Origin of the sequence: Pseudoalteromonas arctica A 37-1-2, assembly GCF_000238395.3 — a bacterium.
In the GTDB taxonomy this organism is placed as follows: Bacteria; Pseudomonadota; Gammaproteobacteria; order Enterobacterales; family Alteromonadaceae; genus Pseudoalteromonas; species Pseudoalteromonas arctica.
Genome location: NZ_CP011025.1, coordinates 1,918,625 through 1,945,479, shown reverse-complemented (window position 1 = coordinate 1,945,479; position 26,855 = coordinate 1,918,625). Strand labels below are relative to the sequence as shown.

Annotated in this window: 24 protein-coding genes; 10 read left to right on the top strand and 14 right to left on the bottom strand. The window is 38.4% G+C overall.

Going from position 1 to position 26,855, the window contains the following annotated elements; translation table 11 throughout:
• Window positions 1-6 precede the first annotated feature (6 nt).
• Window positions 7-1,596, bottom strand: coding sequence for an ABC-F family ATPase (locus PARC_RS08765; RefSeq protein ID WP_076915491.1), 1,590 nt, complete (start codon window positions 1,594-1,596; stop codon window positions 7-9).
• 903 nt (window positions 1,597-2,499) lie between these two features.
• On the opposite strand from PARC_RS08765, the gene PARC_RS08760 reads away from it, so the two are divergent.
• A complete protein-coding gene (locus PARC_RS08760) occupies window positions 2,500-3,708 on the top strand; it encodes a porin (protein ID WP_010552780.1) in 1,209 nt (402 codons plus the stop codon).
• 90 nt (window positions 3,709-3,798) lie between these two features.
• Here PARC_RS08760 and PARC_RS08755 read toward each other — a convergent pair whose 3' ends face one another.
• Window positions 3,799-4,710, bottom strand: a complete 912-nt coding sequence (locus PARC_RS08755) for a LysR family transcriptional regulator (protein ID WP_010552779.1) — start codon at window positions 4,708-4,710, stop codon at window positions 3,799-3,801.
• A 108-nt stretch (window positions 4,711-4,818) separates the two neighbouring features.
• Between PARC_RS08755 and PARC_RS08750 the strand changes: the two genes are divergently transcribed.
• Genes PARC_RS08750 through PARC_RS21760 form a run of 3 tightly spaced genes read left to right on the top strand, consistent with a single transcriptional unit; the run spans window position 4,819 to window position 7,166 of the window.
• Entirely contained in the window at window positions 4,819-5,991 is a 1,173-nt protein-coding gene (locus tag PARC_RS08750; protein ID WP_021032052.1) for an MFS transporter, read from the top strand.
• Window positions 5,992-6,015: 24 nt separating this feature from the next.
• A complete protein-coding gene (locus tag PARC_RS21765; RefSeq protein WP_238142536.1) occupies window positions 6,016-6,513 on the top strand; it encodes an MFS transporter in 498 nt (165 codons plus the stop codon).
• 20 nt (window positions 6,514-6,533) lie between these two features.
• A complete protein-coding gene (locus PARC_RS21760) occupies window positions 6,534-7,166 on the top strand; it encodes an MFS transporter (RefSeq protein WP_238142535.1) in 633 nt (210 codons plus the stop codon).
• Window positions 7,167-7,693: 527 nt separating this feature from the next.
• Here PARC_RS21760 and PARC_RS08740 read toward each other — a convergent pair.
• The 3 genes from PARC_RS08740 to PARC_RS08730 form a co-directional block, all read right to left on the bottom strand.
• A complete protein-coding gene (locus PARC_RS08740) occupies window positions 7,694-8,575 on the bottom strand; it encodes an alpha/beta hydrolase (protein ID WP_010552777.1) in 882 nt (293 codons plus the stop codon).
• 30 nt (window positions 8,576-8,605) lie between these two features.
• Window positions 8,606-9,217: a MarC family protein gene (locus PARC_RS08735; protein WP_010552776.1), complete on the bottom strand. Its 612-nt coding sequence runs from the start codon at window positions 9,215-9,217 to the stop codon at window positions 8,606-8,608.
• A 167-nt stretch (window positions 9,218-9,384) separates the two neighbouring features.
• Window positions 9,385-9,867 (bottom strand): GNAT family N-acetyltransferase, encoded by a 483-nt coding sequence (locus PARC_RS08730; RefSeq protein WP_010552775.1) that lies wholly within the window; start codon window positions 9,865-9,867, stop codon window positions 9,385-9,387.
• 107 nt (window positions 9,868-9,974) lie between these two features.
• On the opposite strand from PARC_RS08730, the gene PARC_RS08725 reads away from it, so the two are divergent.
• The gene (locus PARC_RS08725) at window positions 9,975-10,175 is read left to right on the top strand and encodes a hypothetical protein (RefSeq protein WP_007586727.1); all 201 of its coding nucleotides are present in this window, start codon (window positions 9,975-9,977) and stop codon (window positions 10,173-10,175) included.
• 58 nt (window positions 10,176-10,233) lie between these two features.
• Here the strand turns inward: PARC_RS08725 and PARC_RS08720 are convergent, their stop codons facing one another.
• Entirely contained in the window at window positions 10,234-10,428 is a 195-nt protein-coding gene (locus PARC_RS08720; protein WP_007586729.1) for a CPXCG motif-containing cysteine-rich protein, read from the bottom strand.
• 287 nt (window positions 10,429-10,715) lie between these two features.
• Between PARC_RS08720 and msrA the strand changes: the two genes are divergently transcribed.
• Window positions 10,716-11,315: a peptide-methionine (S)-S-oxide reductase MsrA gene (gene msrA, locus PARC_RS08715; RefSeq protein ID WP_010552774.1), complete on the top strand. Its 600-nt coding sequence runs from the start codon at window positions 10,716-10,718 to the stop codon at window positions 11,313-11,315.
• Window positions 11,316-11,541: 226 nt separating this feature from the next.
• Complete coding sequence (locus PARC_RS08710; protein ID WP_010552773.1) at window positions 11,542-12,456, top strand: 2OG-Fe(II) oxygenase family protein; 915 nt, start codon at window positions 11,542-11,544, stop codon at window positions 12,454-12,456.
• A 108-nt stretch (window positions 12,457-12,564) separates the two neighbouring features.
• On the opposite strand, the gene PARC_RS08705 is transcribed toward PARC_RS08710, so the two are convergent.
• The 4 genes from PARC_RS08705 to PARC_RS08690 are packed head-to-tail and all read right to left on the bottom strand — an operon-like array spanning window position 12,565 to window position 18,235.
• Complete coding sequence (locus PARC_RS08705) at window positions 12,565-14,676, bottom strand: TonB-dependent siderophore receptor (RefSeq protein WP_010552772.1); 2,112 nt, start codon at window positions 14,674-14,676, stop codon at window positions 12,565-12,567.
• A gap of 24 nt (window positions 14,677-14,700) precedes the next feature.
• A complete protein-coding gene (locus PARC_RS08700; RefSeq protein WP_010552771.1) occupies window positions 14,701-16,014 on the bottom strand; it encodes a DUF3526 domain-containing protein in 1,314 nt (437 codons plus the stop codon).
• A complete protein-coding gene (locus PARC_RS08695; protein WP_010552770.1) occupies window positions 16,011-17,459 on the bottom strand; it encodes an ABC transporter permease in 1,449 nt (482 codons plus the stop codon). The genes PARC_RS08700 and PARC_RS08695 overlap by 4 nt, the downstream gene beginning before the upstream one ends.
• On the bottom strand, window positions 17,459-18,235 hold the full coding sequence (locus tag PARC_RS08690; protein WP_050576410.1) for an ABC transporter ATP-binding protein: 777 nt from the start codon (window positions 18,233-18,235) through the stop codon (window positions 17,459-17,461). Before PARC_RS08690 ends, PARC_RS08695 begins: the two co-directional genes overlap by 1 nt.
• A 387-nt stretch (window positions 18,236-18,622) precedes the next feature.
• Here PARC_RS08690 and PARC_RS08685 point away from each other — a divergent pair, with 387 nt between their 5' ends.
• Window positions 18,623-19,816 (top strand): acetyl-CoA C-acyltransferase family protein, encoded by a 1,194-nt coding sequence (locus PARC_RS08685; RefSeq protein ID WP_010552768.1) that lies wholly within the window; start codon window positions 18,623-18,625, stop codon window positions 19,814-19,816.
• A 203-nt stretch (window positions 19,817-20,019) separates the two neighbouring features.
• Here the strand turns inward: PARC_RS08685 and PARC_RS08680 are convergent, their stop codons facing one another.
• The 3 genes from PARC_RS08680 to PARC_RS08670 form a co-directional block, all read right to left on the bottom strand.
• Complete coding sequence (locus PARC_RS08680; RefSeq protein WP_010552767.1) at window positions 20,020-20,877, bottom strand: EamA family transporter; 858 nt, start codon at window positions 20,875-20,877, stop codon at window positions 20,020-20,022.
• A 3-nt stretch (window positions 20,878-20,880) separates the two neighbouring features.
• Window positions 20,881-21,375 carry a hypothetical protein gene (locus tag PARC_RS08675; protein WP_010552766.1) on the bottom strand — a complete coding sequence of 165 codons (495 nt, stop codon included), beginning with the start codon at window positions 21,373-21,375 and terminating at the stop codon, window positions 20,881-20,883.
• 290 nt (window positions 21,376-21,665) lie between these two features.
• On the bottom strand, window positions 21,666-22,268 hold the full coding sequence (locus PARC_RS08670) for a glutathione S-transferase family protein (RefSeq protein ID WP_010552765.1): 603 nt from the start codon (window positions 22,266-22,268) through the stop codon (window positions 21,666-21,668).
• 150 nt (window positions 22,269-22,418) lie between these two features.
• On the opposite strand from PARC_RS08670, the gene PARC_RS08665 reads away from it, so the two are divergent.
• Entirely contained in the window at window positions 22,419-22,964 is a 546-nt protein-coding gene (locus tag PARC_RS08665) for a TetR/AcrR family transcriptional regulator (protein WP_148664652.1), read from the top strand.
• Window positions 22,965-23,336: 372 nt separating this feature from the next.
• On the opposite strand, the gene PARC_RS08660 is transcribed toward PARC_RS08665, so the two are convergent.
• Window positions 23,337-24,920, bottom strand: a complete 1,584-nt coding sequence (locus PARC_RS08660; RefSeq protein ID WP_010552763.1) for a glycosyl hydrolase family 28-related protein — start codon at window positions 24,918-24,920, stop codon at window positions 23,337-23,339.
• A 984-nt stretch (window positions 24,921-25,904) separates the two neighbouring features.
• On the opposite strand from PARC_RS08660, the gene PARC_RS08655 reads away from it, so the two are divergent.
• Window positions 25,905-26,606: a metal-dependent hydrolase gene (locus PARC_RS08655; RefSeq protein WP_010552762.1), complete on the top strand. Its 702-nt coding sequence runs from the start codon at window positions 25,905-25,907 to the stop codon at window positions 26,604-26,606.
• The last annotated feature ends 249 nt before the right edge of the window (window positions 26,607-26,855 follow it).

Here is a 26,855-nt window from a genome sequence, read left to right as displayed (position 1 = left end):
AGCTAATTAAGCTTCTTTACTCGCTAGGTATTCTGCGTAGTTGCCTCTAAAGTCAATGATTTTACCATCTTTAACTTCCCAAATTCGGGTAGCTACCGATGATACAAATTGACGATCGTGCGATACAAACATTAATGTACCTTCGTAGGCTTCAAGCGCTAAGTTAAGCGCTTCAATAGATTCCATATCCATGTGGTTGGTTGGCTCATCCATTAGCAATATGTTTGGTTTATGCATCATAATTTTACCAAACAGCATGCGGCCTTGCTCACCACCTGAAATTACTTTAACTGACTTCTTAATATCGTTTTGAGAGAACAGCATACGGCCTAAGAAGCTACGAACCACTTGCTCGTCGTCGCCCTCTTGTTGCCATTGCTCCATCCACTGAAACAAGTTCATGTCGGTTGCAAACTCATCTGCATGATCTTGCGCGTAGTAACCAATATTTGCATTTTCTGAGAACTTAAACTCACCGGCTTTAGGAGCTAAGCGCCCTGCTAATGTATTGAGTAATGTTGTTTTACCAACACCATTTTCACCAATAATAGCAATACGTTCGCCAACTTCTACTAAACCTTCAAGCCCAGAAAACAACGTGTTGTCGTCAAAACCTTGCGTTAAGTTATTCATTTCAAGCGCGTTTCTGAATAACTGCTTTTCTTGGTCGAAACGAATAAACGGCGTTTGACGTGAAGACGCTTTAACTTCGTCTAACTGAATTTTGTCGATACGTTTAGCGCGCGATGTTGCTTGCTTAGCTTTAGATGCGTTAGCAGAGAAACGTGATACAAACTGTTGAAGTTCAGCAATTTGGTTTTTCTTCTTCGCGTTTTCGCTAAGTAGTTGCTCACGTGCTTGCGTTGCTGCAAACATGTATTCGTCGTAGTTACCTGAGTAAATACGTAGCTCACCGTAGTCAATATCGGCCATGTGAGTACACACAGAGTTTAAAAAGTGACGGTCATGCGAGATGATTATCATGGTACAGTCGCGTTGGTTTAACACGTCTTCTAACCACTTGATGGTGTAAATATCCAAGTTATTGGTAGGCTCATCAAGTAGCATTATATCTGGGTCTGAAAACAACACCTGTGCAAGTAGTACGCGCAGCTTAAAACCAGGTGCAATTTCTGACATTGGGCCAAAGTGTTGGTCTGTGCCAATACCTACGCCTAATAGAAGCTCGCCTGCTTTAGATTCAGCAGAGTAACCATCCATTTCAGCAAACTCAGTTTCAAGATCGGCTACTTTCATACCGTCGTCTTCACTCATTTCTGGTAAAGAGTAAATACGGTCGCGTTCTTGTTTTATTTTCCACAGCTCTTTGTGACCCATGATCACAGTATCAATTACTGAGTATTCTTCGTAGGCAAACTGGTCTTGGTTTAGTTTAGCAACACGTTCATTTGGATCAGTACTTACATTACCTGAAGACGCTTCGAGCTCACCACTTAGAATCTTCATAAATGTTGATTTACCACAACCATTTGCACCGATTAAACCATAACGGTTTCCGTCGCCAAATTTTGCTGAGATATTTTCAAATAATGGTTTAGCACCAAATTGCATGGTGACATTAGCTGTACTAATAATAGCGCTACCCTCCAAAGGAGTAATGATGTATTTAAATTGCGCGCAGTTTAAACCAAAATGGCCTGTTTTTCTATGAAAGTTTAAAGGCAAATCACGTCGTTTAAGGCAATTATTATCACTGAGCTACTCGTAATTAAAATAACAAATTAGATTTAGTGTTTTTGCAAATTATTATTCAACTTAGATAAATTAAAATTCATAAATACATTCATAATAAACCGATATGAGCGTTTAGAAATTGGTATATATATTAGGGTCTGTTGATCTTTTAAGGTTAAATTTTCAGCAGTCTGTTTGGTATTAAGGCAAGGAAGAGTCTATGTAGTGTGGTTATTCCCCATAAATGGGCGATAACGTAGCATTAATGCCAAACAGGCGCTGCCCAAAGGGGTCTTCCTAGGGGCTATTTACTCTTTGTTGCTCGGTTTTTACTTAGCCCACTAGGTTACAAACCTCGCGCCGCGATTAAATAGCCCCTAGTTTGAATAAATTTTAATCCGCAAAGATCAACAGACCCTAGAGTAAAAACACTTTTAACGTGTTTGTGTGTTTACTTAACTCATTTTTGTACAACCTATAACAATAAAAAGTTATATTTATGAAAATAAAGCACTTTTAGAGCTTTTACACTAGTCGCTATTTTTTAACCAAGATGAAATTAATTCAAATTAGAATTCTAACACACCACTTATTACCAATCCTTTTTACCTATAAAACAACTAAAAAAACAAACCTCAGCAACACCTGAAAAACAAAATTAACCTCGAGTGAATGTCAATTAAGTTTGCCGTCCAATTTTGTTGATTTTTTTTCACTTTTGAGCCGTTTATTGCTTTGTTAATCTTCGAACCTGAATTTTTACCTACGTAAAAACACTGAAATTTACACAGGGCAACACACAAGATGAGCAAAAAATTAGCGACACTGATTAGCGCAAGTATTGTATTAGCACCCGCTGTTTCGGCGGTAGAGTTATACAAAGATGATAAAAACACTCTAAAAGTAGGTGGATATCTTGATGTGCGTGTAATTAACACACAAAACGAAACCGAAGTTGTTAACGGTACTTCGCGCATTAACTTTGGCTTTACCCGAAAGCTCAAGAAAGACTGGACTGCCCTTGCACTCGTAGAATGGGGTGTAAACCCTGTTGGTAGCAGCGATATAATTTATAATAATCGTTTTGAATCAATTCAGGACGAGTTTTTGTATAACCGTTTAGGTTACGCAGGCCTTTCACACGAAAAGTATGGTCAACTTACCATTGGTAAACAATGGGGTGCATGGTACGACGTAGTTTATGGCACAAATAATAGCTTTGTATGGGATGGTAATGCAGCTGGCGTTTACACCTATAACAAAGACGATGGCGCTGTAAATGGCACTGGCCGTGGCGATAAGTTAGTGCAGTACCGCAATAGCTATAACGATTTTAGTTTTGCAGTACAAGCGCAGCTTAAAAACAGCGAATTTTATACCTGTGACGTAAGCGATATTTCAGAAGAAGAATGCGAAACGCTATGGAACTCTGGCGATAGTGCAGCCCAAGAAGTTGAATTTAATTACACATTTGGTGCATCTGTAACATATACCCCTACCGATATGCTCACGCTTACAGCGGGTATTAACCGTGGCGAGTTTGATTTAACGTTTGGCGATGGTTCTACTCGCAATGTTGAAGATTTAATTTACGGTGCAGGCATTATGTGGGGCAATATTGATAAGCCCGGCCTTTACGTTGCTGCCAACATAAATAAAAACAAAAACCACGACACCGATAATATTGGTCGCTTAATTGATGACGCAATAGGTGTAGAAACATTTGCATCTTACCGTTTTGATAACGACTTTCGCCCTTTTATTGCCTACAACGTGTTTGATGCCGGCGATGATTACGTAATTCAGCCAAACTTTAACGCCGATCCAGACGATGTATTTAAGCGTCAGTTTGCTGTTATTGGCCTTCACTACTTAATTGACGAAGACACTATTGCCTACGTAGAAGCGCGTAAAGACTTTAGCGACTTTGAAAGTGATAACGACGATCAACAAGCACAAATGGAGCAGTCGGAAGATGACGGTATAGCATTTGGTTTTAGATATAAGTTCTAAATATAAGCTCTAAATATAAGTTTAAAAACGACTACAACTTCCCTAAGCACAACCCTTTTAGCCCTTTTAACTTTTTTAACTGGGCTTTTTTTATTCCGCCATACTTTTTTCAATACTTGGTTTTGCATTTAAGGCTATTTCAACAAATGCATTAACAGCCGCATTGGTATCTGCTTTTTTAATTTGTAATAGCACCGGGATTTGCGTGAGTACGTCGCTCAGTTTTATAAAATGGCACCCTTCACTATATAATTTACGTACGCAATAAGGCGCAATTGCCACACCAAGGCCAGCAGCCACTTCGGTCACTAATGTTTGCATATGCCTAGGTTGGCTAATAATGTTCGGTGAAAAATGAGCTTGTTTGCATTGCAAAATGGTTTCATCAAAAAGACCAAGTGCTTCCTCTCTATTAAAAATAATAAATGGCTCATTTTTTAGTTTAGCTAAATCAATATTTTTATAATTTGCCAGCGCATGGTTTTGATTAACGATGGCCACCAATGAATCTACATAAATAGTATGACTTACAAATTCATCATTAATTGAATCAGGTAAAGGCCGTGAAAAACCCACATCAATTAAATCGTTTTTAAACGCATGTATTTGCTCAGTTGCAGTCATTTCAAACAATGTAACGTGCACGCTTGGGTATTGCTGTTTATATTCTCGAACCAGTGCTGCCATAAAGGTTAAACATGCCGAGCTTAAGTGCGCAATATTAAGTGTACCTACCTGCCCGTTGTGGGCACGTTTAACCTGAGTTTTAGCTTTGTCAGCTAGAGCCAAAATAGCGCGTGCATCTTTTAATAGCTGCTCACCCGCTTGAGTTATTGCAACATCGCGTGAGTTTCTTATAAACAGCACAACATCAAGCTCGATTTCGAGCTGTGCAATATGCCTACTTATTGCAGGTTGCACGGTGTGTAACTCTTTGGCCGCTTCTGAAAAACTCTGATGCTTGGCTACGCTGACAAAACTCTTTAATGTTTTAATATCCATTACGCACCTTAAATACATTATTTGTATAGATTCTATAAAATAATATCATTTTTGTTATAGGTAGAGAACTCATACCATAGCGGCATGAGTTAACAACACTAGACAGCTATGACCAAACCCAAACAAAATCAGTCATTAAGTCGATTTATTTTATTACTAATGACCACTGCAATTGCCGCAACAGCAGCAAACTTGTACTACAACCAGCCTATTTTACCGCTTATAGCGAACGAATTTAATTTAACTGATTCGCAGCTTGGGAGTATTCCCGCACTTACACAAATTGGTTACGCGTTTGCGTTATTATTTATTTCTCCGTTGGGTGACTCGATTGCTCGCAGGCGTTTAATTACTATTTTGTCGTGCTTATTAGTAGTGGCTTGTAGTGCAGCAATGCTTGCACCTAACTTACCTTTATTACTTATATCGGTATTTTTAATTGGTGTAAGCGCCAATATAACCCAGCAATTAATACCCTTTGCAGCATCGCTTGTATCGGGCGAGCAAAAAGGTGCCACATTAGGCACATTAATGATGGGCTTAACCATCGGTATTTTACTTTCAAGAACGTTAAGTGGGTTTGTAGGTGAGCAATTTGGTTGGCGAAGTGTATTTTTAATGTCGGCAGTACTCGCGGCATTATTTGGTATATTACTGCGCGTGTTTTTACCTAGCAATAAGCCACACACTAATTTGCGTTACTGGCCTCTCATTAAAAGTACGTTGGCGTTGTTTATTAAACATAAATCACTGCAGCACTTTACACTTTCGGGTGCATTTTGGTTTGCATCATTTAATGTGCTTTGGGCAACACTTGCAATTTATGTAAGTAACGAGCCATTTAACTACAACGCTCAACAAGCGGGTTTATTTGGTGTAATAGCATTGGCTGGCGTAATTGGCGCTAAGTCATCGGGTAAATGGGTCAGCAAACTAGGATCTAAAGCTCTAATTATGATTGCACTTACGCTTGCGGCAATCGGCTTTGCTATTACAGGTTTGTTTAATGGCAGTTTAGCGTCGTTAGTTATTGGCATTATTTTAATCGACTTTGCCATATTTAGTGCGCAAGTGGCTAACCAAGTGCGTGTTTTTAGTATTGACCCCACTGCGCAAAGTCGCATAAATGGAATTTACATGCTGGGTTATTACATTGGAGGCGCTGTTGGTTCAATGGTTGGTGTTAAAGCATTTGCACTTTATCAATGGCCTGGCGTTGTTGCTGTAAGCATTATATTTATTTTGCTAAGTGGCATTTTTAATTCATTTGCTAAAAAGTAATCGCTTAAAACTTAAGGAGTAAAAATGGGTATGTTAAAAACAGCGGGTAGCTTTACATTACTGTGTATTGCCAGCTTAACTATTATGGTGGGAACCCTACTTGCGCCAGGTTTAGTAAGTATTTCACAAGGATTAGGTATAACCGATAACACCGTACTTTTAATTACGTTGCCATCGTTAGGCGCTGTGGTTTTTGCGCCGCTAGCAGGAAAATTAATAGATAAATACGGAGCTTATAAACTTTTAGTAATTGGGTTGTTTTTATATGGGGTTGCAGGTGCCAGTGCTTACTTTTTAAAAGGCCCAACGCTTGTATTTGCTAATCGATTTTTACTCGGCGGTATAACTGCTGTGGTAATGGCAAGTTGTACGGTTTTAATTTCTGCGTGGTATACAGGCGAAGCACGCCTTGGCATGATTGCAAAACAAGGCATGGCGATAGAGTTAGGCGGTGTTATATTTTTATTTTTAGGCGGATTATTAGCGTCGCAATTTTGGCGCTGCCATTTTCACTGTATTTAATAGCGTGGGTATTTTTGGCTATGCTTTTATTATTTGTGCCAAGTAAAAACTCACTGGCTAGTAATAGCGATGAAGTGTCAGAACATCTACACCACAAAGCTAACAATGGCCTCTCGTTAAAAAGCGTTTATGTAATATCAACACTCGCGATGACCATATTTTTTACGTCTACTGTGTTACTGCCCATTGCAATGAACGAGGAAAACTTTAACGAATCACAAATAGGTCAACTACTCGCATTTATATCTTTAGTGGCTGTAGTTACCGCAGGCTTTATGCCTAAAATAACAAAGAAGCTTGGTGAGCCCAAGGTTTTGGCATTTGCCTTTTTAGCGTTTAGTTTATCGTATATTTGTTTTACACAAGTAAGCACCCTACTTTTAATTTTAGGCGCAATATTAATAGGTATAGGTATAGGTATAGGATTTGGTTTTAGTATCCCGCTTTTAAACCATATGACGGTAGAGCTTAGCGATGTGAAAGTACGCGGCCGTAACTTATCGTACTTTACGATGGCTGTATTTTCGGGTCAGTTTTTTACCTCATTTATGCAGTACATACCTGGTGGTGAAAAAAACGTATTTATAATTTGTAGCGTTTCAGCATTTATAATTGCACTGGTATTGTTTTTTAAACCTATCAAAGCAAAGTAGTAGAAACTTAAAAAAGAGCATTTTTATAAATGCTCTTTTTTACCTAAACCTCCCGCTTTATTATTTGCACTACCTTACTGATTACTTTTTTTTAATTTGACTCTATTGCTAAGTTTAGCATTATAACAACATTTAGTATGATGTGTTCTTTTACTATAAAGCCACCAGCTAATTTATATTAACTGCATTAAGAGTGTAAAAAGATGGTGAAATTATATTGAAATTGCAAAGTACTTACACTGCTTATTGCTGATCACTAATCACAAAGGCGTAAGGCTGATTAAAAGCAGTAACAAATAGATGTGTATATGCTCATAGGTACGTACTGCATTCTAACTCAATAGCTGTATACTGCATATAAACACAGTGCATATGTTTCCTGTCAAAAATAACTTAAACCAACTTCCCTTTGTAAGTCGTTAATAATATTAAACTAAGTAAAGTGCTATAAAGCTGATTGAGCATTCTAAATACACAAAATAGCATTAACTGTATATGCATACAGTTAACGCTTAAACCTATCTAACCTACTTTTTAATAAACGCACTATAACCAGCTAATGCCTTTGATACACTAAGTGGTGGATTATCTGAATGCTCAGCACCTTCGTTTATAGCGCTTTGCCACGCAAGGTTATTATTAGGGTTTGCTTTTAAAGCAGACTCTAAATTATTAAACGCTTTTAACATTAACGGATGCTCTGCCCCGCCCACCGATAGATATAAATAAGTAGGCGCCTTAACTTTGTTAGCTTGAGTAGTTAAAAACGCTTCTACATTATTAACCACTGTCATGTCGTCATACCAAGCCGCTGGGCTAAATGCAAAGTAGCCATTAAACAGTTCAGGCCTCGTATGCAGTGTATAAAGTACAAAGCTGCCACCGGCAGAAAAACCACTTAATACACGGTTATTACTAAGCTTATATTTTGCCGATAAATACGGGAATAACTCAGTTTCAATAAACGCTAAAAACTTGTCGGCTTCACCATTAGGCTCTATAAGTGTTTCGCCCTCTGGGCGCGCTTGTGTATTTACATCTTGGCGAGCATAAGGAGGCACTAAATCGCGATTACGTGTATCTGTAAAAAACAAATTAGGAATAGACACCAATATAGCCTTATCCCCTTTTTCGCTCTTAGCTTGTTTTGTAAGTGCTTTGTCCCATGTATCTAAATTAAAGTTACCATCGGTTTTAATAATTAACGGATACGCTTTTTTAGGATTGTAATTAGCGGGTAATCTTATAAACACCTTGCGCGACTCGTTAAGCACGCTTGAGTTAATTGTTACGTCTGTATAGGCCGATACATAATGGTTGTAATAACGTATGGCTAAAATACCGATAGCAAAAATTACTACGGCTAAACTTAAATTAATAAAATAGTGTTTTGTTATTTTTATTGCCATGCGGCATTCCTTTAAATGTTTAGGAGTTATTTAATCGAGCTTAACCCATTGTTTTATTTCAAGCGCGGTCATAATAAGCTCAACCGAAAAAGCGGCTAAAATCATCCCCATCACACGCGTTAAAATAGACGCGCCGCCAGTACCAATAAGCTTAATTATTTTACCCGAAAGCAGCAACAGTATTAAAGTAATACCCAACACACCAATTGTAACAAGCGCTGTGCCTATCTGAGTAGTAATTGGGTGTATGTGGTTGTCGGTAAGTAGTATCACCGCCAAAATAGCGCCAGGGGTCGCAGTTGCTGGTATAGCTAGCGGAAACACTGCTATATCGTGATCGGGGTCTTGTTTAGCTTTATTTGAATCGTTTCCAAATATCATTTGCAGGCCAAACAAAAACAATATAATTCCGCCCCCTAACTGAAACGACACCAACCTAATTCCCATCGCATTAAGTATTAGCTGCCCTATTAAAATAGAACCCAACAGTACGCAACCAGCATAAAGGACCGTTTTAAAGGCTGTTTTACGACGTTGTTGATCTGTTAAATGAGAAGTAAGCGCAGCAAACAGCGCCATAGTGCCTATTGGGTCAATGGTAGCCCAAATAACAAGCGCATCTTGAGATAGTTTTTCTAGCATATAAAATCCTTGTTAAGCGTAAATATTTAATAAAACACGGGTAACAAATTCATTTGCTTACGCTTAACTATAATAGAAAGCCGTTATTTTTTGTATTTAATTTACACTTGGAGGCGTTGACCTTTCAGGATTGAAAAAAGATAAGCACTTATAATTGTAGTATTGAGTTAAAGTGATTTATGCCAAATAGAATTTTCTCTTAAGCTAAAACCTAACTTAATAAGTAAATTATGTGAACGTGCATTGTGTGCACTCACCTCAGCCGATAAATGTTTAAGCGGAATATCCTTAAGTAGCGCTTCAATAAAACCAGTGACTACTTCAAACATTACGCCTTTATCCCAAAAGTCGGGGTGCAGCTCAAATCCTATAAACGCACTACTTTTACACTGCGTTAAATTATAAAGCCCACAAGTACCCATTAACTTCCCAGATGTATTATGTTCAATTGCAACTCTAATCACTTCGCCTTCGTAGTAGGCACTAATATCATCTTGTATTAATTGTTTGATTTGTGTTTTGCTGAGCGGTGTTTCGTAGTCGTTAAATTCTGACACATGCGGGTGGTTTAAAATATTAAATAAACACGCAGCGTGTTTGTGGGTAATTAAACGCAGCGTAACGCGTTCAAGCTTTGTGGTATTAAACATTTTATTTAAGTGGTTAGTTAAATTAGCTCTTTATGGGCAGGCATTATTAACTTACCATACCCCATTAACAAGCATTATCTTTAAAGCAAAAAGAGTAAGAGAACGTAATGAGTGACGATTTTCAAGTAATACAACCCACTACCACAGTATATTGCCCAAAGCGCGGCGAAGGCTGGACCTTAACAGGCATTACTAATATTAACGAGTTTACCTCAGTAATGTTTGACGGCACACGCTATACACTTCCAGCACGCGAAATAGTAGAAGAACTTCTTCCTAACCAATTAGCGCGTGAGCAAAATAGCTAACCAAACACATACACAATAAAAAGGCTGCAATTTTGCAGCCTAATATCTAATTAACGAGTTAAAATGCTTCGTCTTCACTGTAAACATTAACGTTTAACTCGTCCTCATCTTCAAATACTACAAACGAAATAGGCTTACAGCATACTTGGCAGTCTTCTATGTATTGCTCATCAATATCTGCTGCATCAAGTAATACTTCTATACTTTCTCCACAATAAGGGCAGCTTATTGATGTTTCTGTTAACTGGTTCATTTATCACCTGCTAATTTATATCTCGAATGTTGTCACTTTAATGAACAAGCCAGCATAATTCAACACCCCATTAAATAACGCTTATTTGGCTAAACTAATTAAACAATGCTGCTAACTAAAAAGTGATCTAAATACCCGCTTTACGTTTATAAAACATCTTAAGCACATTAGTTTGCACCATATATAAGTTAGCCAGCTAAAACTATGCCTCTACAATGAAATAGTATTAGCACTTAGCGGGTCTAACTTCATAAGTATTTAAACTCACACTTCAGGTGGATAATTTTATGAAAAAATCACTCGCACTCGCATTAACATCTGCCGCAATGTTGTTTAGCACATTTACTCATGCAGCTAAAACCGAAAAAGCCGTTTTAGCTGGAGGTTGTTTTTGGTGTATGGAAAGTGACTTTGAAAAGCTAGAAGGCGTAACCGATGTAATATCGGGCTTTACTGGCGGCAAACTTAAAAACCCGACATACAATGGTAATCATAAAGGCCATTACGAGGCGGTAGAAATTACTTACGATCCGGCCATAATAAGCTATCAAGGTATACTTGATCATTACTGGGTTAATATTGATCCCTTTGATGCCAGAGGCCAATTTTGCGATAAAGGCCCTAGTTACTTAAGCGCTATATTTGTTGAAAACGACGAACAACGTAAATTAGCTGAAAAAACAAAAGCAGCAGTAGTAGCCGAGTTCCCTAATCAAACTGTGGTTACACCTATACTAAACGCAAGCACCTTTTACCCTATTAAAGGGAGGGAAAGCTTTCACCAAGATTATTACAAAAACAACCCAATCCGATACAACACTTATCGTTGGCGTTGTGGTCGCGACAGCCGCCTAGAAGATATTTGGGGCGACAGAGCAACCCACTAGTATTTATTAAGCAACTTAAATTACACCAACAAAAGGCTGCATATTGTGCAGCCTTTTACATATCTACAAAGCTAGCTTTCTCTGCTTCAAAAAGTATACAAATCTTCATTATCAATAAATAGTATATTCTGTTTCCTAAAGCAGGCTGTTTATCTACTAAATCAAATGCAATAAATTGCACTCCTAGATTGATATAAACCAAATTCAACAACTGGAGTTACACAAAATGTTTGCCAATCAATTACAGCTAGCGCGTGCTCTAGAGTTACCAACACGCCAAGCCATGCTTTACCGTGAACCATCAGTACAACAATTTTGGTATAACAATACCGACCTAATTACAAGCGCGTGGAGCGAATGGGAAACAACATCAATAGATGGCTCAACGTTTACGCTTGACGACACACTACTTGATAAAAACCTACGTGAAGCAGTAAAGCAAGCATGGGAAGATCCATCAAAAGAGCTGGCCGTAAAAGCGTTATTACACGAAGTAGCGCCTGATGTATTTCAATTTCAATTTTTTGATCCAGAGCGCCTTGCCGTATTACGCGGGTATTTAGAACAAGTATGGAATTCGAAAATTCCTATGCGCCCACCATATGGCATAGTGTTAAATCGCCGTGGTGCCATGCTTGATAGCCGATCAGAAGGTTATTTAGCAGCGCCAAGCTTTCAAGCGTTTTATAACGAAATACTAAACACTTACATGCGCCCTATTTCGCGTATGCTGTTCCCTGAGGTTACGGGGTTTGATACACAAACATTTGGTTTTTCTATTTATTATGAGCCAAACACAGATTCGTCAATTCGCCCACATACCGATGCATCGGCCGTAACGCTTAATATTAACTTAAACTTACCAGGCGAAGAGTTTACAGGGTCAGAAGTTGACTTTTATCACCCCTACACAGGCGATATTAAATCACTTACGTTTAAGCCCGGCACTGCCATGTTACACCGTGGCAATATTGCACACGCAGCAAAGCCTATTACCAGTGGTGAGCGAACTAATTTTGTTTTGTGGTTGTATGGAGAGCGCGGGCGATTACCAGCACAAGGTGCACCACGCATTCCTATTAATGCTAAACAGCGCTGGATTAACCCTAAAAAAACTAACGACGGCTATGCACCATTTTAATCGAGTTTTTAACTAAGTTTTTAACTAAGTTTTTAACTAAGTTTTTAACTAAGCAAAAAGGCTGCTTAATTTAAGCAGCCTTTTTGTTAGTATCGTTTTAGTTTACGTTTAAAATTTATACGTTGCAGATAGCCTTACACTTCTGGGTGTGCCCGGTTGAACCCATGCATCAGCAAATGAGTTAGTGTAATAGGTTTCATCAAACAGGTTATCTACCTCTGCACGCAAGCCAATTGCCTTAGTTACATCAACATCTATAAAAGTACGCGCTGTTGTATAGCTTGGTAGCTCAAAATCGGTACCAAAAAAGCCGTTTCGTGAGTCTACATAAACTAAACCTGCGCCAAACTTAATTGCTTTGCCATATAACTCGGCTGATTTAACAAGCTGTAAACTAAGTTGATGTTTAGGAATATTTAATAAAGAACTACCCGCTTCAACGGTATAGCCAAAGTTAGCATCAAAAAATGAGTTTTCAATAGTTGCATCAACATACGCATACGATAACCATAGGCTTACATCATCCGTTAGCTCACCGTTTATATCAACCTCTATGCCTTTGCTTTGTGCTTCGCCTATTGCAGCAAAAGTAAATGCAGTGGGATCGTCAACCACCAGCATGTTGTCTTGCTCTACTTTAAACATCGCGATAGTGCCAAATAAAGCGCCATCGTTTAAAGTAAATTTAACTCCCAACTCTGTTGAAGTAGATTGATTTGGTTCAAACCCATCGCCATTTGTATCAGTGCCCGATAAAGGCCTAAAGTTTTCGCCATAAGCGGCATAAACAGATACAAACTCGCTCGCCTCATACACAACACCTAACTGGGGGCTAACACGTGACTCATTTTGTTTTGATTGTGTATCAGCTAAACGGTTATTAAGTGTTTGCTGGTAGTCATCAAAACGTATACCAATACGTACATCAAGCTTATCGGTTAGGCTTATTTGGTCTTGAATAAATACACCTAACGACTCTTGCACTTCTAACTTATCGGTATTGGCCGTTGGCGTAGGTAACTCATATGCTCCATATGCAGGATTAAAAACATTTATATACTGATCGCCACGTACACGAAGAACAAATTGATCATTTTCGAACTTATCAGAATCAACCCCAATTATTAAACGGTGATCCAACCCTGCAACCTCTAAATTACCTGTCACTTCGGCTCTAAATACCTGATATTTTGCATTGTAATCACGGTAGCGCCTAAAGCGATTTACCTCACTATCAACAACACCTGCAAAACCAGCTTCGGTAGCAAACCCTTCAAGCGAGGTATCACGGTAGTTAGCGCCCAGCAATACGCTCCAATTATCATTAAAGTCATGAATAAACTCTAATTGATGGCCAAGTACGTCAGCCTCTATTGGGCCATCACCTGGCTCACCTAAAAAGCGGCTCTGTGGTATTAAACCAAGTTCGCCATCTATGGCTAATACGCCTCTATCAAAAGGGACCTCTTGGTCACTGTATTCAAGCTCATATATTAGTTGGCTGTTGTCGTTAATATTCCATGTTATTGATGGGCTAAAGCCTTGTTTAGTTGTCTCTATTGTATCGCGAAAGCTTTTTGCGTCTTCATAAAAACCAACCAGTCTAATTGCTACGCCGTCGCTAAGGGGCGTGGTGTAATCTACATCAGCGCGGTAGGTGTCAAAGCTGCCTACGCTTAGCTTTAGCTCGCCGCTTGTATCAAACGTTGGGCGCTTAGTAACGAGATTTACTGTACCGCCAGGTTCACCACGGCCAAATAAAGCAGCACGTGGACCTTTTAACACCTCAACCGATTCAATACCCGACAAATCACGTGAGCCACCAAAACCACGCCCGGCATTAAACCCATTAACAAGGTAATTACTTGGCAAGTTTTCATCGCCTACAAAGCCGCGTAGCGCAAAGCTATTCCAAAGTCCGCCAAAGTTATTTTGACGCGCTACCGATGCCGATAAATCAAGCGCTTGATTTAAATTTATAGCACCTGCGTTTTCAAGCGCTTCTAAATCTATTTTTAATTCTGATTGCGGTGTTTCTAAAGGGCTAAAATTGCCTTGATAAGCTTGGCGCGAGCCAATCACTGCCAATCTTTCTATAGGGCTATTATTTACGCTGTCATCCTTTGGGGTTTGTTCAGCAGCCATAGCGTGGCTGCTAAACAAACTGACTAAGCATGCGCTTAAATAGCTGAGCTTTAGCCCATTTTTATTGGTATTCATTATAAACCTTGTTAATTAGTTGACTCATAAATTTTCTTTTAGCTTAACGCCTGTAACGTCAGGCTCATCCGTTTCATTAAGCATTGTTTTTTTAAAGCTAGGCATACTCTTAAGCGCAGCTTTAGGTGGGTTGCCTTTTATAAACAGCCAAGGGTAGTAAAACTCCCTCAAACTTTTATGAAATCCTCGCATACGGTATTCATATCTAAATGCAGCTAAAGCATCAGTGCTCGCCAATCGGGTAAAACTGCGTTGTAGCAAAAGTGGTGGTGAAAACCACGATACAATCCCCGCTAGTTGATACTTTGTATGCGCTGCATCACGATAAGCATGTGAAAGTTCACCTGCTTTTTCGTCTCCAACTTGCTGAAATGCGTAATACCATTTCCACTCAAACTCGCTTTGCATATCAACATGATCTTTCCACTGTGGATTTGATGCTACAAAAGCATCCATTGTGGTTTTCTTTGGCAAGTCCCATGCATCGTTAACCGCCTCACGCTGAGTAAGCACAATGTCGCCGCCCTTTGGTGAGTGAACCGTTTTGTTTATAACTAAATCGCCTAAAATAGGAATAATAAAGGCAACTAACACCCAAAAACCGATTAATGTTGAAGCAACACGCGGCGCACTGTTGGCATTTTTGCCCCACCACACACTGAGCAAAGTCCAAAACGCAATGTAAATTACACATATAAAAGTAACAAACCCCACATCAGCAAGGGCCGAATGACTAAGAAATGTACCTACATAAAATGGCAACATTAAGCACACTATTACCGCTATTAACCTTACAGCTATACGTGCCCCCCATAATGCAAAGTACGACTTAGCCGTAGTCACTAATAAGTCATGCCTGGCGCTTGTTCGCTCATTAGCAAATAAATCATGAAATAATAAAATAACTATCACCGGTGCTAATGCACTAATTACAAATACAAAATCAATTTTACCTGCCTGCGCTAGCTCTGCGTTTTGTGAATCGCTCTCGTAAATTTGTCCCTCTAGGGCAAGTAAATTTAAGCGGTGTTTCCACGGATAAATATCACGCTCACCTAAAGCAGCAAATGCTAAATTTGAAGGTGCTGAATACGTTAAATGAAAGCTGTAATAGGCAAGCGAACCAGCATCACTGTATTTATTTTGTACGTTAGCTAATTCAGTTAAATCAGCCGTTTTTAAACGCTCAATAGTATGTTGTTGCTGGCTTACTTCACTAAGGCCGCTGAAAACTGCAAACCCCGATATAGCAAATGTACATGCTAGTAATATCACTAAATATTTTTGGCGAAGTAAAAAACGCCATTCACGAATTAGCTGTGAAAATACATAACTCATAACAAACGCCTCCCTACAAATTTAATACCGCCTAACAGCACTGCAATCCAAATAAATAACTGTAAAAATGCAGGGATACTTCGCTGCGCTCTCACTTGTGCGTTATCTACATTAAAAGTAAAGTTTTGCAGTACTTGCCAATTTTGTGCACTTACACGAGCTTGCTTAGTCGCTTCGGTACTGGCATTGCGGTTCATATCGTCTTGGTAGCTAAGCTTTTCTACATGAACTTTGTTAAGCCCTTGCACAAAGTCAAAACGCAACTGTTCGGTTTCACGCAAAAAGCGGTGATGAGTTTCAATACTCGTTCCTACTACAATCATCGATAACGATCGAATAGCCACCATAGGTGAAACCCAACCAAAATAACGAGATACCTTCGTTTGTTTAAGCTCAGCTTGCATACGTTGCTGGGCAAATTTGTTTAGTACGTTAGTCAATTTTGCTTCAGATTCGCTGGCTACTAATCCTCTAAAATTAACGGGTAGCTCATCTATACTTTTAACGTTGTACTTTTTAAGAAGTGATTGTTTAAATTGCATAAATGCGGGGTCGTTTGCGTTATGGCCGTCGCCTAATTTTCTAAGTTGTGCTTTTACAGCAAAGTCTGTTTCTATTTTACCGGCAGATGGCACAGCCGTTGAGGCACTGGTACTTGCTACGCGTGGCATAACAATACACAGTAAAATCCACACAAAGGCAAGTGCGGTAAAGCTACCACTATTTTTACTAAACACGCTCGATGCCAGTAAAATCAGTAATACCCACACAGTTAAATATAAAGCGTAGCCAACAACAAAACTTACAACTGCCAGTAAGCTTTCGCCCGCAGCAACCGTAAATAAAGCCGATACCGTAAGCGGAGTTAAAATTAAGCCTACAACAGAAAGTAGCGCCAATCCTTTACCTGCAATTAGCGTTACACCCGATGTGCCTTGCGATAACAAATACGAAAGCGTTTGCAATTCGCGCTCTCGGCTAATACCGCTGTAGCCAATTAATATTAATAATAACGGTGCGAGTGTTTGCACAATAAATGCAGGCGTTAAACTACCTAATTTAGTTAATGCAGTCCCTTGGCGACTATCTGCAAACATTGCGCTGTTTTGTCTGTGCCCTTCTAAAAATATAGAGTTGCCTGTGTAAGCGTCAATACCAGGGTCTAGCGTACTAAGTGGCGAAGGCGTTCTAAATGCATAATGCCCGTAATGCACCATTCTGTGTGGATGGCGGTCGGGTTGATTAACAAAGCTCTTATCGCTTGTTGTTTGTAACTCATGACGAGCATGGCTTAGCTCCATCATGGTAATAGCCGTTACAATTACCGAAGCAAGCGTGAGCACTAAACCTATAGCAAGCACGGTCATTGCTAATTTTGAGCGAAGCCAATAACGCCACTCATCTTTGGCAACAATCACCACCTTTGAAAAGTTATTTATACTCATTAAGCACCTCTTTTAGCGTGATACCCAAACGCAGCGTGTACTTGCTCGGTATCAATACGCCCACTTTGGGGCGCATCAAACTCTCCCACCAGCTCACCGTTTTTAAGTAAACCAATTCGATTAGCGACTTGGCAGGCACCGTATACATCGTGGGTAACCATTAAAATAGTCGCACCAGTTAATGCAAGCTCTCGTACAAGTTGATTAAATTCATCAATAGCAACAGGATCAAGACCAGAGGTTGGCTCATCAAGTAAAAAAATGGGTGCTTCACGCAGTATCGCAAGTGCAATTGCTGTTTTTTGCCTCATGCCTTTTGAATAAGTTTGCATGTGGCGATCCCACGCATCGCGTTGCAGTGCAACACGATTAAAAGCCGCGTTAATTTGCTCATCTGATTTTTTAATATCAGCGAGTGATAAAAAATATTCAACATTTTCACGAGCTGTTAAATGCGGATATAACGTAGCCGACTCTGGCAAATACGCTGTTTTACCTCGCACAAAATCAAGCGATTTGCTCACCTCTTTACCCGCTACTTTTACAGAGCCTTCGGTTGGTTTATTAAACCCAAGTAACGTTTTTAACGTGGTTGATTTACCCGCACCATTACCGCCAAGTAGCGCATAAACCTCACCTGCAGCCACACTAAAGCTTAAGTTTTTTAAAATAGCTTTATTTTTAATACTAAAACTTAACGAGCTTACTTCAATAACGGTTTCGCTTGCATTACCGAGGGTATTACCAAACTTATCGTTACTTTTTTGCTGTTTAATAGGCAATTTTTTTGATGGGGTTTTATTAACTGCGATAGGTGTTGTCACACTCAAGCTCTGCTATGAATAATTCGAATGCACCGAATGTTATACTATATCACACACAAAATGCAACAATATAACATACCAGCATTAGCATATAAGTAAATTCAACCTCGAAAATAAACAGACCTGCTGGCACGCTTTGGTAACTATGGTATGAGCGTATATTTATCTGCATCCACAATGATGAATGGCACTTTGTTTTTATTTAGCCTGTTAAAAAGATGCTATGTAATTATTTTATAATTACATAGCAGCTTAAATTATGTTTTGATGAATAAAGTTAGTCCTTTAAAGACTAAATTAAAAAACGTTTATTGGCATAAAAATAATAAGAGAATAAAAATGACAAAATTTAATAACAATAATGTAGTTATCTTAAGCGCAGTGCGTACCGCTATCGGAAGTTTTGGGGGCAGTCTTAAAAATTTCACTCCAGCTGAACTTGGCACACTTTGCGCAAAAGAAGCATTAGTCAGAGCCAATATATCACCAAATCAGGTGGGCTCATGTGTGGTAGGTAAAGTTATACACAACGGGCCTAAAGATGCCTACCTGTCCAGAGTCATTGGCCTTGACGCAGGATTACCCATTAATAGTCATGCGGTAACACTTAACCGCTTATGTGGCTCTGGCTTAGAAGCTATTTTACAAGCAGCCCAGCAAATTCAACTAGGTGAAGTAGATGCAGCCTTAGCAGGCGGAGCAGAAAGCATGAGTAGCTCAGCCTACACATTAGAAAGTAATCGTTGGGGCCAAAAAATGGGTAATAGTACGATGGTTGATGAGCTAACCACTACATTACAAGACCCATGGGATAACGCTCCTATGGGGATCACAGCTGAAAACATAGCAGAAAAATATAATATTACCCGTGCGCAACAAGACGCTTACGCAGCCCAAAGTCATCATAAAGCCGCAAAAGCGATAGCCAAAGGACGCTTTAAAGAACAAATACTCCCTATAGAAATAAAATCGCGAAATAACATTCATGTATTTGACACTGACGAACATGTGCGTGCAGACACAACAGTGCAAAAGCTGGCGACGTTAGCACCTTATTTTAAACAAAATGGGACAGTGACAGCAGCAACCTCGTCGGGTATTAACGACGCAGCAGCAATGCTAGTACTTATGTCAGAGCAAAAAGCGAATGAGCAAGGCTTAAAGCCAATGGGCCGATTAGTTGGCTATGCAAGAGCTGGCGTAGAACCGACATTAATGGGAACCGGGCCAATCCCTGCTGTAAAACTGGTGTTTAAAAAAACGGGATTAACAATTGATGACATGGACGTAATAGAATCAAATGAAGCCTTTGCTGTGCAAGCATTATGCGTAGCAAATGAATTACGCTTTCCTCAAAATAAAGTAAACCCAAATGGAGGCGCGATAGCGCTTGGCCACCCTGTTGGAGCAACCGGTGCTATTTTATCTACCAAATGTCTGTACGAACTAAAACGTATTAATGGTAAATATGGCTTAGTCACTATGTGTATTGGCGGTGGCCAAGGTATAGCCGCTATTTTTGAAGCACTTTAATTATAAAGTTGTAAATCATTTATTATCCGAATTCAGGAGGTATTAAAGATACCGTGTTATTAAAAATACAGGTGATTAATATGCCACTTTTTTAAATACTATAGATATCAAATGGGCATAAAATAAACGGGACAGGCAAATACTCTACACTTGTCTCGTTTATTTTAACGTATGATTTTATATATTAACCCTGAGCTCAAGTGTCAATTGTTAGCATAATTTTTCTTGCTTTTTAGCGATGAAAATATGATAGAAAATACGATAATGATAAACGCATACTTCTGACCATTTGACACAGATTCATGATAAATCCATACCGCCAACGCTAAATGCAATGTCGGCTCTATGTACTGAAGAATACTGATTTTGGTTAATGGCATTTTCAAAAGCGCGATACTCAGTAAAAATATCGGTAATAATTGCAGTGGAGCAGCCGACATTAATGTAAGCCATTCAACATAAGTTTCATCAGATATATTTAAACAAATGTAAATTAATGCTATTGGAGCAAATATAATGTGTTCTAAAAAAATTGCAGCGAATGTACCAATATTCATGCGCTTTTTTGCCACAAAATAAAAGGTAAATAAAGAGGCAATAACCAAACTTAACATAGGCAGCTGCTTATCAAAATAGACATAAACAGCAAGAGCTAGAATCATTAGCGACAAAGAAATTTTTTGGTATTGTGTTATCTTTTCTTTAAAAAATATAAAACCAGTAAAAAATACCATTACAGGTGTAATGTAAAACGCCAGTGATGCCGCCATAATATTATTTGTAATGGTAGCATATACAAAACCCAACCAAGACAGGTTCATCAATAGACCTGCTACAAAGGTCAACCCTACCTCTCTGGCATTTATTTCATTAAAGCTAATCAACTTTGGCTTTATAACGGCAATCAAAATTAAGATAATGGCAGACCAAAAAACACGTTGAGACAAAACCAAAATTGGGTCAACTTCGTCTAATTGGTGAAAGTATATAGGGACCAATCCCCATATACCAAAAGCCAACGAACCTAATAGTACATACAGATTCGTCCCCATTTTTGACATCAACTATTCGTCCCCTCTTCCCAAAATATTAAGAGAATGGCTTACAGCGGCAATACGCATTGAACAATCTATATTTTCATCCGTCTCATTAGACGCTTGAAGTGACCCCACGTGTGAGCTTAAACACATGTGACCGCCATTAATAAGCGATATAGCCACGCATGCGTGATGATACGCTTGTTCGTTTTCTATGTTCAGCATGGAGAAAGACCTAAAATTTAAGTCATCAAGGCTACCACCAGCCTTCACTGAAACAAACTGGCGGGCAATAAAATAAGGATTAGTCACTCCCATTCGTGCAACCGCAAATTCAATATCACGCTTGTGTGTAGGTGATGGTTCGCTGATCACTTGCAGTACTATTTTTTTAAGGTATTCACTACCTGTAGTGTAAACAGATGCCCAAGCCGCATACATAATACTTAATTGATTTGCGTGGTTTGTATTGGTGAGTAGGGTTTTAAGCAAAGTTATCTGGTCAACTCTAGTTTCTGACATAAGACTTCCTCTTTATTAAAATTTATTGAGAATAAAAATTCTCAACTGGGGTGCTCGTAAGTAATGTTATTTAACGTAGATGGGTTGGTTTAACAACCTAGGTAGCAATCTAAACAACTCTTAATCATTTTAGAGTTTAAATGCAGTTTTTCATCAAGCGAAAAATAAATAAGCTGAGCAGACTTTTTAAATGTCAGGGTAAACACCTTCATTTTAAGCCTGCCATTATCTCTTGATCTGCGGCTTCATGATTTAAAGAAGTTTAATTAGTCACATCCTCCGCAATAAATTTACAGCTTTACCGGCTCAATAAATCCGCTAAGCTTTTTCATATCTTCAATCCAGCGAAATACATTAGTGTACTTTTGTGTTGATAAGCCTGCCTCGTCCATATAAAGAAGCGTTGAAAGTACAGCTATATCTGCAATAGTAGGAACATCGCCCACAAGGTATTTTGAGTTACTAAGATTGTCGTTAAAGAGTGTTAGCAAACCATGTGCAAGTAAATCACAGTCAGCAAGCCCATCCTCAGAAAACATCTTAAATGTTTTAATAAGGCGTCCTTTCTCTACAGAATCAAATAACTCATTTGCCACCATAGACAAAAGAATATCTATTTTTGCAGCTAGCTCAATATTAGTGTCGGGATACCAGTGAGTGTTATCACTCTTACGCGCCAAGTAACGAATAATAGCCAACGAATCACCGACTGTTACAGACTCATCAACAAGAGATGGAATTTTCCCCAAAGGGTTAACCTTTAAATAAGTATCAGAATTTTGCTGACCTTTAGAAATATCTACGGTAGCAACATCGTAGTCATAACCCATTAAAGACGCAGCAAGACGTGCTCGATAACTTGGTAGAGAATATGGAAAGCTATAAATTTTCATTGTATGTACCTTTTAAATAAATTACACCGGTCAGTGTAATTAAATGATAAAGCCAAAGATTTAAGCATGCAAGAACTTTTTACACCAACCTGTGTATTTTAAAAAAGTTGTGGTAAAATTATTGTGTTCTTGTAAGGCGGAGATAATTCATTGAGAAAAAAAGATTATTTAATAGAGAGCTTTATCTCTATGGTCGCAGAGCGTGGTATGGCTTCTTCTGGAGTTGATGCTATTGCTAAGTACGCAAACGTATCTAAAAAGACTATTTACAACCAATTTGGCAGCAAAGAAGCGCTAGCCATTGAAGCAATAACTAAATTTAGTGAAACGATACAGTCGAAATGGCTTACAGAAAGAAAAGAGATAAAAGATCCCACAGAGTTACTTTTGAAGTTTTTTACTGAGCTTGAGGAGTCAATCGAAAATGATATGTTTTACGGTTGTATTTTTATTAACATGTGCAGAGAGTACCCTGATTTAGATCATGATTTACACAAAATATCCCAAGTACATAAAAATGCAGCTCGGGCCGAGCTCAAAACCAGGCTAAAAATATATGGGTGCGACAGCTTAGACAACTTGCTTAAAATTGAAATCCTGTATGAGGGATTAATATCTCAACTGCTAGTCTCTCAAGATCCAAACCTAGTCAGTAAAGTTAAAGAGTTTGTATTAGAAGCAGCCAATAAAGGCTGAATTACCATAAATTGCGATATTAGAGTTGAGCTTTTTTCGGTAGCGCCATGGATGGTAAGGAGAAAATAAGGAGTCAGCTTTGGCTTTTTGCCTTAATAACAAAAAGAAAAACCTGACCCTGTTTACTTTGGCAATTGCTCTTGCTTGCTTTGCATCCATGTAGTCGTATATCAGTAGTTTTTATACTGTTAGCGTCGGTTGAATCCCTATAATTGATTAAGTATTATTGCAGATTGATATAAGCATTATCTGTAAATACAGCAGTAAAAAGCTTGGCCTAAATAAAACGACATTGTTTATAGCCGATTTATCTCGGTAATTTTTTATTTTTAGTGCCTTTGTTACTTCATCGGCTCTATAGCTAGCTTTTTTTTAAAAACCAAGCGCTCTTTGAGCTGTGTAGATTGAAATAGGCTTTACACTTTTGCCTATTGAATCAACATATAACCACTCATCGTCTCGATGCTTTTTACTCCCTGCTACAGTGATCGAATTCCGACCATTAGTGATCCCAACCAAAGTAGTTTTAGGATGTAATCTATGAAGGTCTAAGCCTGAATATAGGCCACTATAATTAGAATAAATAAAGTACCCGTACGAAAACATATCATCTATTTTAGTTGGCTTGCCGGCGACAATATTCCATAGCGTATTATGTTGCCCTGCGTGAGGCATCCCTTTTTCTGCTCCTGCTGAAGCTATTCTTAAATTTGTACTATTCTCAATCAGATTATAATTGCTAGGCCCGCCGCCATGAAAATCAATTGCGCCACTGTCTTGAGAGTTATTACTTATAGAAGTAAAAACATTACCCGCTGAACGCCCTGAAAAACTAATGAAATGTTGTCGATATCCCGAAAAACGAGAGTTTTTAAATAAATTAAAATCTGAATTAGAAGCTAAAAGCGCAGAGTGTCCCCTGCCATCATTAGCAATATTTTCTACTGTTGAAAATCCCGTATTTACTAAATTAACATCCGTTCCCATTTTAGTTGTTTTTATATTTCTGATCCACGAGTTTTTAGCTCCTTTAAGCTGAATAGCATTCCAACCGTAATCATCTTCAAAGCTACCATGGTGATTAAAATTAGTTAATTTGCCAACCAAGGTTAAATCTTCAATACCTACGTTTTGAATTAACTCCTCTTCTATAAGCGAAACTCTTGCGCCGTCAGCGAGTAAAAAACTTTGTGTTAAAGGCTGCTCTAAAAAGATTGTATTTGAGCTTATCTTTTTAACTGTAACCATAAGTTCGAAGGGAATAAATCGTTCCCCCGCTGTCCATTCGGGTTCTATAGTTAAAGGCGATATTAATTTTTTTGCGATCCGGTCAGATCCAGGTTGCTCACTTACCATTTGCAGCTTAATTACGTCACCCACTCTAATATTAGCGGTATCAGCAACTTTTATTTTCTTTTCATGGGCCTTTGCGTCAGCAAGTAATGAAACTGTACGCCCTTTTATATTACTTTTACTCTGTGCATTAATAAGAAAAAATCGCTCAAAATGTACTTTCCCTTCTTTGAAATCATGTTGATTTAATTGCGTCTGCCTTGTTCCACTTCCGCGTATAACAACGTTAGAAGCCGAGAGTTCTAGTGAATGTCCGTTAGGCCCAACCCAAAAATCGTATGTACCCCTCGGGAAAAACACCACACCACCATTAATACTTGCCGCATCAATTGCCTTTTGAACTGCTAACCTGTCATTTTTACCATCATTAACAATTGCACCATAGTCAATTACATTATGGGTTATCGATCTATTTGGTATTTGCGCATGACCACTTTTATAACCCACATTAGACCAGTCTAATAAACGATGCGAAATACCTTGTTCAAACTCAGTCCATAATGGGTGCGGATTAGTGACAGCTAAAGCTAACTGGCTGGTGCAAATAATTAACGCTGAGCACGTTGATATAATACTTTTTTTTAAATAGAACTCGTTTTTCATTCTTTGAAATCCTGTTGTTTTTATTAAATTTAAATGACTCTAAACGTACAAACGTTAGCCGACTAAATAATGGCTTTTTTCAAATTGCCATTGCCAGAACTAGGTTTTTAGCATTTATTAGGGGATATTGATCTTCCAAAGTAAAGACTGGTTCTGTCTAGAGACGATTTAATCGCGGCACGAAATTTATAACCAAGCAGACTCGGTAACGGCTTCTGCCTTACATCCCTTTTGGTAATAAAGAGTAAATCCCCCTAGGACTAATCAAAAGACACCGCATGGTATGCATTTATGCTGCTACTTCACCTATTTATGAATGGTAAACACGCGTCAACCTTCACAAAAGCACTTCGTATAACCGCATTAAAAAAATGCCTTATACAGATTCATAAAAAGCATACTCTGGCCTAACTCAGCACTAGTAACGCCTTGAATGTAATATGATAACCTACCGCTCATTAAGTGGCAATAATAGGAACAAGCAATGTATATTACAGGTTGATTTACCAACGGCTCCAAGTCGTTAGAGCGTGTTTATCTTTTGAGGTTAGATTTGCAGTAGTTGATTTTGGTATATGGGGTCTCACATTTATATTCGTATTGTTGATTCTTCTCCAAAAAACTACCACTTAGCGGCTCCACGAAGCACAATAAAAAATAACAATTGTAAAAAATACGATTAATCAAAGTAATAAGAAACCTATTTAACCCGAACTCTGATTAAGAGATTTAATAACACTTTTAATAATAATGGTATTTAAGGGTTCTCCTCTCAAGCCAGATATTTTCAATGACAACAAGGGGAATTTACGCGTCGAAGTTAGCCTCTCGCAAGTAAAATCAACGTAGTTAGCGCTAGAAATGGCTGCTATAGGGTGATTTATTATCCAGAACTCAAGTTATTTAAGCCCAATCTTTAAAGAACATTGAACAATAAACTTTTCAATTGTTAGAATGCCCTACTTTTTCCCATCAAGAGATACAATGGCAAACTTCAATACTCATCTTAATACTGCCGTAATCATCACAGGCTTAGCCTCAGCCACCTTATTATCTGCGGGACATATTGAATTAAAAAGCGCGCTCTGGTTATGGTTTTTAGGCTCAATTGGCGGTTTATTACCCGATATAGATTCAGATAACTCCACATCACTCGATACTATTTTTAACTTATTTGCACTCAGCACTGTATTACTGGTACTGCATTACATAACCACCCAGCTCATTATTGAAATTAGTTTTATCGAGTTAATCGTAGTGCCTTTATTGGTTTACGGATTTATGAAATATATTATTAGGCCAATTTTTGAATGGATCACAGTACATAGAGGTAGTTGCCACTCTTTACTATTTATATTGCTATGCGCGTTATTAACGACTCAAGTAGCATGGAAACTGAATGACCAATCAACCATGGAAACAGCTATCTTTGCCTGGTTAACGGGTGGGTTTGTTTTACTAGGAGGATTTATTCATTTATTGCTTGATGAAATGTACAGTGTGGATTTAAGTAATGTAACAATTAAACGCTCTTTCGGGACCGCACTGAAAATAGCTGACTTTGATAATAAATTAATTACGTTGTCATCAATTATTGCCATTGCAGGTTTAATTTATATTGCCCCCCCTACAGAGCAAACTATCACAGCGTTAAGTAATTGGTCTCATTTTAGGTTTCTATCTTAACAAAGTGAGTAATAAGCCGTTTAACCACATACTCAAAATTAATGCTCTCTTGGTAATTAAAAGTTGCTTTACTGAGAGGGTATGAGACGCTGCGCCTAGAGGGCATACATGGCTTGAATCAAAACGATTTTGCCGATTTAAGTTTTAATTAAACAGCCAAAGCTTTAGCCTATTTGTTGCTAACTATTATTTTTATAGGTTTGAGTGAAATAATTAAATAGCTTTATCTGTCTTATACCTACAACGATA